The 8,648-nt window shown below is 71.0% G+C and carries 6 protein-coding genes and 1 pseudogene; 4 read left to right on the forward strand and 3 right to left on the reverse strand.

Annotation, left to right across the window (positions count from 1 at the left end; translation table 11 throughout):
- The 4 genes from ACWDR3_RS46220 to ACWDR3_RS46235 form a co-directional block, all read left to right on the forward strand.
- On the forward strand, window positions 1-411 hold a 411-nt coding region (locus ACWDR3_RS46220; protein WP_450358707.1), incomplete at its 5' end, for an alpha-glucosidase C-terminal domain-containing protein.
- An 85-nt stretch (window positions 412-496) separates the two neighbouring features.
- Window positions 497-1,867 carry a maltokinase N-terminal cap-like domain-containing protein gene (locus ACWDR3_RS46225; RefSeq protein WP_450358711.1) on the forward strand — a complete coding sequence of 457 codons (1,371 nt, stop codon included), beginning with the start codon at window positions 497-499 and terminating at the stop codon, window positions 1,865-1,867.
- A gap of 30 nt (window positions 1,868-1,897) precedes the next feature.
- Window positions 1,898-4,609 (forward strand): 1,4-alpha-glucan branching enzyme, encoded by a 2,712-nt coding sequence (gene glgB, locus ACWDR3_RS46230; RefSeq protein WP_450358708.1) that lies wholly within the window; start codon window positions 1,898-1,900, stop codon window positions 4,607-4,609.
- A gap of 65 nt (window positions 4,610-4,674) precedes the next feature.
- The gene (locus ACWDR3_RS46235) at window positions 4,675-5,529 is read left to right on the forward strand and encodes a hypothetical protein (protein ID WP_450358709.1); all 855 of its coding nucleotides are present in this window, start codon (window positions 4,675-4,677) and stop codon (window positions 5,527-5,529) included.
- On the opposite strand, the gene ACWDR3_RS46240 is transcribed toward ACWDR3_RS46235, so the two are convergent.
- The 3 genes and pseudogenes from ACWDR3_RS46240 to ACWDR3_RS46250 all read right to left on the reverse strand — a co-directional run.
- Window positions 5,516-7,744 (reverse strand): HelD family protein, encoded by a 2,229-nt coding sequence (locus ACWDR3_RS46240; RefSeq protein WP_450358712.1) that lies wholly within the window; start codon window positions 7,742-7,744, stop codon window positions 5,516-5,518. The genes ACWDR3_RS46235 and ACWDR3_RS46240 overlap by 14 nt on opposite strands.
- A gap of 168 nt (window positions 7,745-7,912) precedes the next feature.
- Complete coding sequence (locus tag ACWDR3_RS46245; RefSeq protein WP_450358710.1) at window positions 7,913-8,245, reverse strand: thioredoxin family protein; 333 nt, start codon at window positions 8,243-8,245, stop codon at window positions 7,913-7,915.
- Window positions 8,242-8,562 (reverse strand): annotated as a pseudogene (locus ACWDR3_RS46250) (MerR family DNA-binding protein); the annotation flags it as partial. The pseudogene ACWDR3_RS46250 and the gene ACWDR3_RS46245, both read right to left, overlap by 4 nt.
- Window positions 8,563-8,648: the final 86 nt, after the last annotated feature.

Raw genomic sequence — 8,648 nt, forward strand, 5'->3', positions numbered from 1 at the left:
CGGATCGGCCATCATCTGCCGACCATCATGGACCCCGTCCACGGTTACCAGGTCACCAACGTCGAGGCGTCGATGTCGTCGCCCTCCTCGCTGCTGCACTGGACCCGACGGATGATCGAGATCCGCAAGCAGAACCACGCCTTCGGCCTCGGCACCTACACGGAACTGCCGTCGTCGAACCCGGCGGTGATCGCCTTCCTGCGGGAGCACGAGGACGATCTGGTGCTGTGCGTGAACAACTTCTCCCGGTTCGCGCAGCCGACGGAACTCGATCTGCGGGCCTTCAGCGGACGGCATCCGGTGGAGCTGTTCGGCGGGGTGCGATTCCCGGCCATCGGCGAGCTGCCGTACTTGCTGACCCTCGGCGGGCACGGCTTCTACTGGTTCCGGCTCCGCAAGGACGCCGCATAGAACCCCAGGGTGGGGCGGTTTCCACTGTCCCACCCGGGGCACGCATCAGTAACACCCCGACCCCCGGGGAAAGGACATGACGCTCATGTCGGACACGGTCACCCGCTTCGACGCGACAAGTACCGGCCTCCTCGCGTCACTGGACCCACTGCTGCGTGAATGGCTGCCCCGGCAGCGCTGGTTCGCCGGCAAGGGGCGTCCCGTCACCGGGTTCACGCTGGTCGCGGCCACCGAGCTGCTCCCGGCCGGCTCCCGGCTCGGCCTCTACCACCTGCTGGTCGTCGCCGAGCAGCCGCAGTCCGCAGGGGACTGCTACCAGCTCCTCATAGGCGTGCGCGAGGCGCTGCCCCCACGGCTGGCGCCCGCGCTGATCGGACACGCGGAGGAGGGCGCGCTCGCCGGACGGACGGTGTACGACGCCCTGTACGACACCCGGCCCGCCGAGGTGCTCCTGGAGGCGCTGCGCACCCAGGCCCGCATCGGCGGGCTCCGCTTCGAGCGGGACCCGGGCCAGGAGATCCCCGAGAGCCTGGCGCCCCGCCTGATGACCGCCGAGCAGTCGAACTCGTCGGTCGTATACGGCGATACGTTCATCCTGAAGCTGCTGCGCCGGATCGTGCCCGGCATCAACCCCGACCTGGAGCTCCCGCTCGCGCTCGCCCGCGAGGGCTCCCCCCGGGTGCCCGCGCCGACGGCCTGGCTGCGCTCCGAGCTGGACGGCCAGTCGTACGTGCTGGGCGTGCTCCAGCCCTTCGTGCGGGGCGCGACGGACGGCTGGGAGCTGGCCCTGCGGGAGCTGGCCAAGGGCGAGGACTTCACCGGCGAGGCGCGGGCGCTGGGCCGGGCCACCGCCGAGGTGCACACCGCGCTCGCCCGCGCGCTGCCGACGGTCACGCTGGGCCACGCCCAGCTGCGGCCGCTGGTCGACGGCATGGTCGAGCGGCTGGAGTCGGCCGCGCAGGCGGTGCCCGCGCTGCGACCGTACGTGCTCGGACTGCACTCCGCGTTCGAGGCGCTCGCGGACCTGGCCGCCGAGGGCCACACCTGGACCGCCCAGCGCATCCACGGCGACCTCCACCTCGGGCAGTGCCTGCACTCGGCCGACGGGGAGTGGTCGCTGATCGACTTCGAGGGCGAGCCTTCGAAGCCGCTCGCCGAGCGCCGGCTGCCGCAGCCGGTGGCCCGGGACGTCGCGGGCATGCTCCGCTCCTTCGACTACGCGGCCCACTCGGCGGGACCGCCCGCCCCGGACTGGGCCGCCGCCTGCCGGGCCGCGTACTGCTCCGGCTACGCGGAGGCCGCGGGCCGCGACCCGCGCACCGATCCCGTACTGCTGCGCGCGTACGAGACCGACAAGGCCATATACGAGGTCGTCTACGAGGCCCGGCACCGCCCCGACTGGCTGCCCGTGCCGATGGCGGCGATCGAGCGTTACGCCACGTCCGACCTGATCTGAGACCCAGCTTTCGCCTAGGAGGCGCCGCCCGTGACCCCCCGCCCCTCGTCCAGCGGTTCGCACACGAAGAAGACGGCCGACGCGCAGGCCCCGAAGAAGCCTGCGAAGAAGGCCACGAAACAAGCCGCTGAGAAGGCTGTCCCGGCGAAGGAGACGGTGGTCGAGAAGGCGGTGGCCGACAAGGCCGTGGCCAAGAAGGCGACGACGAAGAAGGCGGCGCAGAAGACGACGGCGAAGAAGGCGGCGCAGAAGACGACGGCGAAGAAGGCGGCGGCGAAGAAGGCGGCGGCGAAGAAGAGCCCGGCCAAGAAGAGCACCGCCAAGAAGGGTCCGGCGAAGAAGACCGCGGCCGAGGAGACGGCGCCGCCCGTCAAGAAGGCCGCATCCAAGAAGGCCACCGCGACCAAGAAAGCCGCCACCAAGAAGGCCGTCGCCAAGAAAACGGTGACCAAGAAGGCCGCGGCGCAGAAGGCCACGGTGAAGACGATCTCGGCGAAGGAGATCCCCGGCAAGAAGATCACCGAGTCGATCCCCGCCCCACCGCCGGAGGTACCCGTCTCCCCGGTCATCCCCTCCCCCGACCGCGACCGCCTGGTCGCCGGCACCCATCACGACCCGCACGGCGTGCTCGGCGCGCACCCGGTGCCGGGCGGCGTCGCGTTCCGGGCCTTCCGGCCGTACGCGCTCGCCGTCACGGTCGTCGCCGGGGACCTGCGACTGGAGCTGGAGAACGACGGGGGCGGGTTCTTCTCGGGCCTGGCGCCACTGTCGGAGGTGCCGGCGTACCGCCTGCTCGTGGCGTACGAGGGGTCGGTGCAGGAGGTCGAGGACGCGTACCGTCTGCTGCCGACGCTGGGTGAGCTGGACCTGCATCTGATCGGGGAGGGCCGGCACGAGGAGTTGTGGCACGTGCTCGGCGCGCACCCGATGACGCACCAGGGCGTGACCGGCACCCGCTTCTCGGTGTGGGCGCCGAACGCGCGCGGCGCGTGCGTGGCCGGCACCTTCAACTTCTGGGACGGCAGCGGGTATCCGATGCGCTCGCTGGGCTCCTCCGGGGTGTGGGAGCTGTTCGTGCCGGGCATCGGCGAGGGCGAGCTGTACAAGTTCGAGCTGACCCGGCAGGACGGTTCGAAGACCCTGCGCGCCGACCCGCTGGCCCGCCGCACGGAGGTCCCGCCGAACACCTCGTCCGTGGTGACCGCCTCGCACTACGAGTGGCACGACGAGGAGTGGATGGACCGCCGCGCCGACATCCCGGTGCACGAGGCGCCGTTCTCGGTCTACGAGGTCCATCTGCCGTCCTGGCGACCGGGACTGACGTACCGTCAACTCGCCGAGCAGCTCCCCGCGTACGTCAAGGACCTCGGCTTCACGCATGTCGAGCTGATGCCGATCGCCGAGCATCCCTTCGGCGGTTCCTGGGGTTACCAGGTCACCGGCTTCTACGCACCGACGGCCCGGCTGGGCACGCCCGACGACTTCCGGTTCCTGGTGGACGCGCTGCACCAGGCGGGCATCGGCGTGCTGATGGACTGGGTGCCGGCCCACTTCCCGCGCGACGACTGGGCGTTGGCGGAGTTCGACGGGCGGCCCCTGTACGAGCACGAGAACCCGCTGCGGTCGGCGCATCCCGACTGGGGCACGCTGGAGTTCGACTACGGCCGGCGCGAGGTGCGCAACTTCCTGGTGGCGAACGCCGTGTACTGGTGCCAGGAGTTCCACATCGACGGACTTCGGGTCGACGCGGTCGCCTCCATGCTCTACCTCGACTACTCGCGCGAGCCCGGCCAGTGGCTGCCGAACGAGTTCGGCGGCCGGGAGAACCTGGACGCGGTGGCCTTCCTCCAGGAGATGAACGCGACCGTGTACCGGCGGGCGCCGGGCGTGGTCACCATCGCCGAGGAGTCCACGGCGTGGGACGGCGTCACGCGGGCCACCCATCACATCGGTCCGGGCGGCTTCGGCGGTCTGGGCTTCGGGCTGAAATGGAACATGGGCTGGATGCACGACTCGCTGGACTACATGAGCCACGATCCCGTGCACCGCAAGTTCCACCACAACGAGATGACGTTCTCGATGGTGTACGCCTACAGCGAGAACTACGTGCTGCCCATCTCGCACGACGAAGTCGTGCACGGGAAGGGCTCGTTGGTGTCGAAGATGCCGGGCGACTGGTGGCAGCAGCGGGCCAACCTCCGCGCCTATCTCGCCTTCATGTGGGCCCACCCCGGCAAGCAACTCCTCTTCATGGGCCAGGAGTTCGCCCAGGGCTCCGAGTGGTCCGAGGCCTACGGCCCCGACTGGTGGCTCCTGGACCCGGGGTACGGTGCCGAGCCCGACCACCGGGGCGTCCGCGATCTCGTCCGGGACATCAACACCGTCTACCGCCACACCCCCGCCCTGTGGCAGCAGGACATCAAGCCGGTCGGCTTCCAGTGGATCGTCGGCGACGCGGCCGAGGACAACGTCTTCGCGTTCCTGCGCTACGACGCCGACGGAGGCCCGCTCCTCGCGGTCTCCAACCTCGCCCCGGTCGTCCGCCACGACTACCGCCTCGGCGTCCCCGACGACATCCCCGCCTGGGCCGAGACGCTCAACACCGACCTCGGCAAGTACGGCGGCAGCGACGTCACCAACCCGGACGACATCAAGCCGGAACCCCAAGCCTGGCACGGCCGCCCGGCCAGCATCCGACTGACGCTCCCGCCGCTGGCAACGTTCTGGTTGCGGCCCGCCTGAGGCGGGTGGGGCGTTCTATAGTTGCCCGGGTCAACGTCGGTGCGCCCACGGGGGGGTTGTCGCACGTGCGATCCAACAGGTCAGTGGTGGCCGTGCTGTGCGCGCTCGCCGTAGTGCTGCTCGCCGGGTGCGGGACCGAGGTGGCCGGGCGGGGCTCGGCGACGGCGACAGCGACCGCCACGGGACCGATCCCGTGGACGCTCGCCCAACCCGCCCGGGTCACCGCGGCCCGGCTCGCCGGTGACCACCGGACACTGAGCGTCGACGCGGACGTACCGCACGGGAAGAAGCCGTGCGTGCGGGACTTCAAGGCGAAGGTCACCGGCTCCGACGCCCGGACCGTGTGGGTACAGCTCACCTTCGACTCGCCGTCGGGCGACCGGCGCTCCGGCTGCGCCGAGGAGACCAGGGCCACGGCGCGGGTCCGGCTGCCGCAGGCACTCGGCGACCGGCACCTGTCCGTCGACAACGACACGGTGTTCACCGCCGAGGACGCCAAGCCGCCCGCCCTGCGCCTGTGCGGCGAGTTGGGCTGCGACCCGCCGGCCACCGGCTGCTCCCCCGGCTCCTACGACCAGGCCCTGATGGCGGTCGGCGCGCCCGAGCACACCTATCGGGACGCCGAGCACTGCGACGGCAAGTGGCTGGTGCTGGACTTCTCCTGGCGCACCGGCCCGGCGTGCGGCGACGACACGAAGAACTCCGCCTGCACCTCCCGGCTGGGCGACCGCTTCTTCTTCCGGGCGACGAAGGCCGGCTGGAAGACGATCGCCCACAGCACGGCGGGCGGCTGCACGGACGTGCTGAAGGTCGAGCCCGCCTTCCCGACCGCCCTGTGCGCGTCGCTCGCCCCGCTCGACCCCGCCCTGCACCCCAGCTATCCGCCGGCCTCCCCCACGGCCACTGCTACGACCCGCTGACGGCGTCGGCCAGCGCCTTCGGCAGCCGCCCGGTGTGCAGCACCCCGAGCCGCTGGGTGGCCCGGGTCAGCGCCACGTACAGATCGCTCGTCCCGTACCGCCCCGGCTCCACCACCAGCACCGAGTCGAACTCCAGGCCCTTGGCCTGCCGCGGATCGAGGAGTACGACGGTCTGCGTCAGGTCGGGTTCGGCGCCCGCCGTCACTCCGTCCAGGCGCGCGGCCAGCCTGCGGTGCAGGTTGCGCGGGGCGATGACGGCGAGCCGGCCCTCGGCGGGCGTCAGCTCCTCGACCGCCTTGGCGACCGCGCCGGGCAGGTCGTCGGTGGCGCGCACCCAGGGCCGTACGCCCGTGGACCGCACCGAACTCGGCGGTTCGAAGCCGGGGTGCTCGGCGCGCACCACGGCCGCCGCGAGGTCCATGATCTCGGCGGGGGTGCGGTAGTTGACGCCGAGCCGGGTGTGCGTCCAGCGGTCCTCCACGTACGGGTCGAGGATCTTCTCCCAGGAGCCGACGCCGGCCGCCTCCGCGGTCTGCGCGGGGTCGCCGACCAGGGTCATCGAGCGGGTCGGGCTGCGCCGCATGAGCAACCGCCAGGCCATCGGGGAGAGTTCCTGCGCCTCGTCGACGATGATGTGGCCGAACGCCCAGGTGCGGTCGGCCGCCGCGCGCTCGGCCGCGCTGCGGTGGTCGTCCTCCTCCTGCCGCTCGGCGAACCGTTCGGCGTCGATGATGTCGTGCGCCGACAGGACCTCGGAGTCCTCCTCGTCCTTGTCGTCGAACTCGTAGGTGCGCGAGGCGTAGGAGACGTCCAGCACGCCCTGCGCGTAGGCGACCTGCGTCTCCCGCTCGCGGTCGGCCCGCGCCCTCGCCAACCGCTCATCCACGCCGAGGAGTTCGGCCGCCTCGTCGAGCAGCGGCACGTCGGCGACCGTCCACTCCCGGGTCGCCGGGCGGCGGATGGCGGCCGCGTCCTCGTCGGGGAGGTAGCCCACGGGGTCGGCGAGGAAGTCCGCGACCAGCCGCTGCGGGGTCAGCCGCGGCCACAACTGGTCGATGGCGGCCCATACTTCGGGGTTCTCGGCGAGATCGTCGCGGATCTGGGTGATGTCGCTCGGGTCGAGCAGGTTGCTGCCGTCGAACGGGTCCGTGCCGATGCGTTCGGCGACCATGTCGGTGAGCGTGTTGAGGATGTGCCCCTCGAAGTGCTCACGGGCCACGTTGTGCGGCAGCCGGGCGGCCCGGGTGCGCTCGCGGGCGACGCTCACCAGGCCGTCGTCGAGCATCAGGATCTCGCGGTCGTGCTCGATCGCGATCACCGGATCGGGCAGCGACTGCCAGTCGCGTACGGCGTCGGCGAGCACGTCCGCCATGTCGGCGCGGCCCTTGACCGCGGCCGCCTCACGGGTGTCCGTCGCCTTTGCCTTGACGCCGGGGAACAGTTCGCCGACGGTCGCGAGCAGCACGCCCGTCTCGCCGAGCGAGGGCAGCACCTCGGCGATGTAGCCGAGGAAGGCGGGGTTGGGTCCGACGATCAGGACCGCGCGCTTGGCGAGCAACTCCCGGTGTTCATAGAGGAGATACGCGGCCCGGTGCAGGGCGACCGCGGTCTTGCCGGTGCCGGGGCCGCCCTCGACGACCAGGATCCCGCGATGGGGCGCGCGGATGATCTCGTCCTGCTCGGCCTGGATGGTCTGCACGATGTCGTTCATGCGGCCGGTGCGCGCGGAGTTCAGCGCGGCGAGCAGCACGGCGTCGCCGGTCGGGTCCTCGTGGCCGGTGCGCTCCTGGTCGCCCAGGTCGAGGATCTCGTCGTGCAGCGCGGTCACCGCGCGCTCGTTGGTGGTGATGTGCCGGCGCCTGCGCAGGCCCATCGGGGTGTGGCCGGTGGCCAGGTAGAAGGGGCGGGCGACGGCGGCCCGCCAGTCGATCAGGATCGGCGTGCGCTCGGCGTCGTCGGTGCGCAGACCGATCCGGCCGATGTGGTGGTTGCCGCCCGCGGTGAGGTCGATGCGGCCGAAACAGAGCGAGCCGTCCACCGCGTTCAGCGCGGCGAGCAGCCCGGACCGCTCGGCGACCAGGATGTCCCGCTCCAGCCGGGCCTGCATCGGCGTGTTGCCCTGCCCGAGCGCGTCCGTGACACCGCTCTCGGTGTCCCCGCGCAGGGCGTCGACCCGCGCGTACAGTCCGTCGATGAATTCCTGCTCACTGCGAATTTCATCGCTGTTTGACAATTCCACTCCCGAGCAGATATAGTGTGCTCACTAAGCCTCTTCGCGACTCAATGCCCTGAAGTCGCGAACCATTGAATATACGCAAAGAAATCCCCCGAGCGCAATTGCTCGGGGGATTTCTCTTTATTGCGTCAGGTGTGCGGCGTCAGATCACAGCACCTCGTCCAGCTCCGCGAGCAGCCGCCGCTTGGGCCGGGCACCGACCATCGCCTTCACCGGCTCACCGCCCCGGAAGACCATGAAGGTCGGCATCGACAGCACCCGGTAGGCGTTGGTGGTCTCCGGGTTGGTGTCCACGTCCAGCTGGACCACCTTCAGCCGCTCGCCCTCCTCCGCGGCCAGCGCGCTGAGCACCGGTCCCATCTGCCGGCACGGCGGACACCAGTCCGCCGTGAACTCCACCAGCACCGGCAACTCGGCCCCGATCACCTCAGCCGTGAAATTCTCGTCCGTCACTTCCGTTACGCCTGCCGCCTTGATCACAGGTCCCGCCCTCCGAGTTCGCACAACGGTGAGTCGCTCTCGGCGGAGGCCAGCCGCACCCCGATCGTCGCCCGCACGGCCTGCAACTCCCCGATCAGGGAGTCCAGTTCGGCCAGCTTGCGCCGGTAGACCGCGAGCGAGGCGGGGCAGGTGTCGCCCTCCGGGTGCCCGGCCCGCAGACACTCCACGAACGGCCGCGTCTCCTCCAGGTCGAACCCGAAGTCCTGCAGTGTCCTGATCTGCCCGAGCAGCTTCAGGTCGCTCTCGTCGTACGTCCGGTAGCCGTTCCCGGAGCGCCGCGCGGGCAGCATCCTTCGACCAGGCGGGCGTGCGCCCCGACGACTGCCGTACGCTCGCCGATCTCGCCCGCTTCCCGTTCACCGCCAAGGCGGATCTGCGCGCG

The sequence above is a fragment of the Streptomyces sp. NPDC001002 genome (assembly GCF_053599215.1).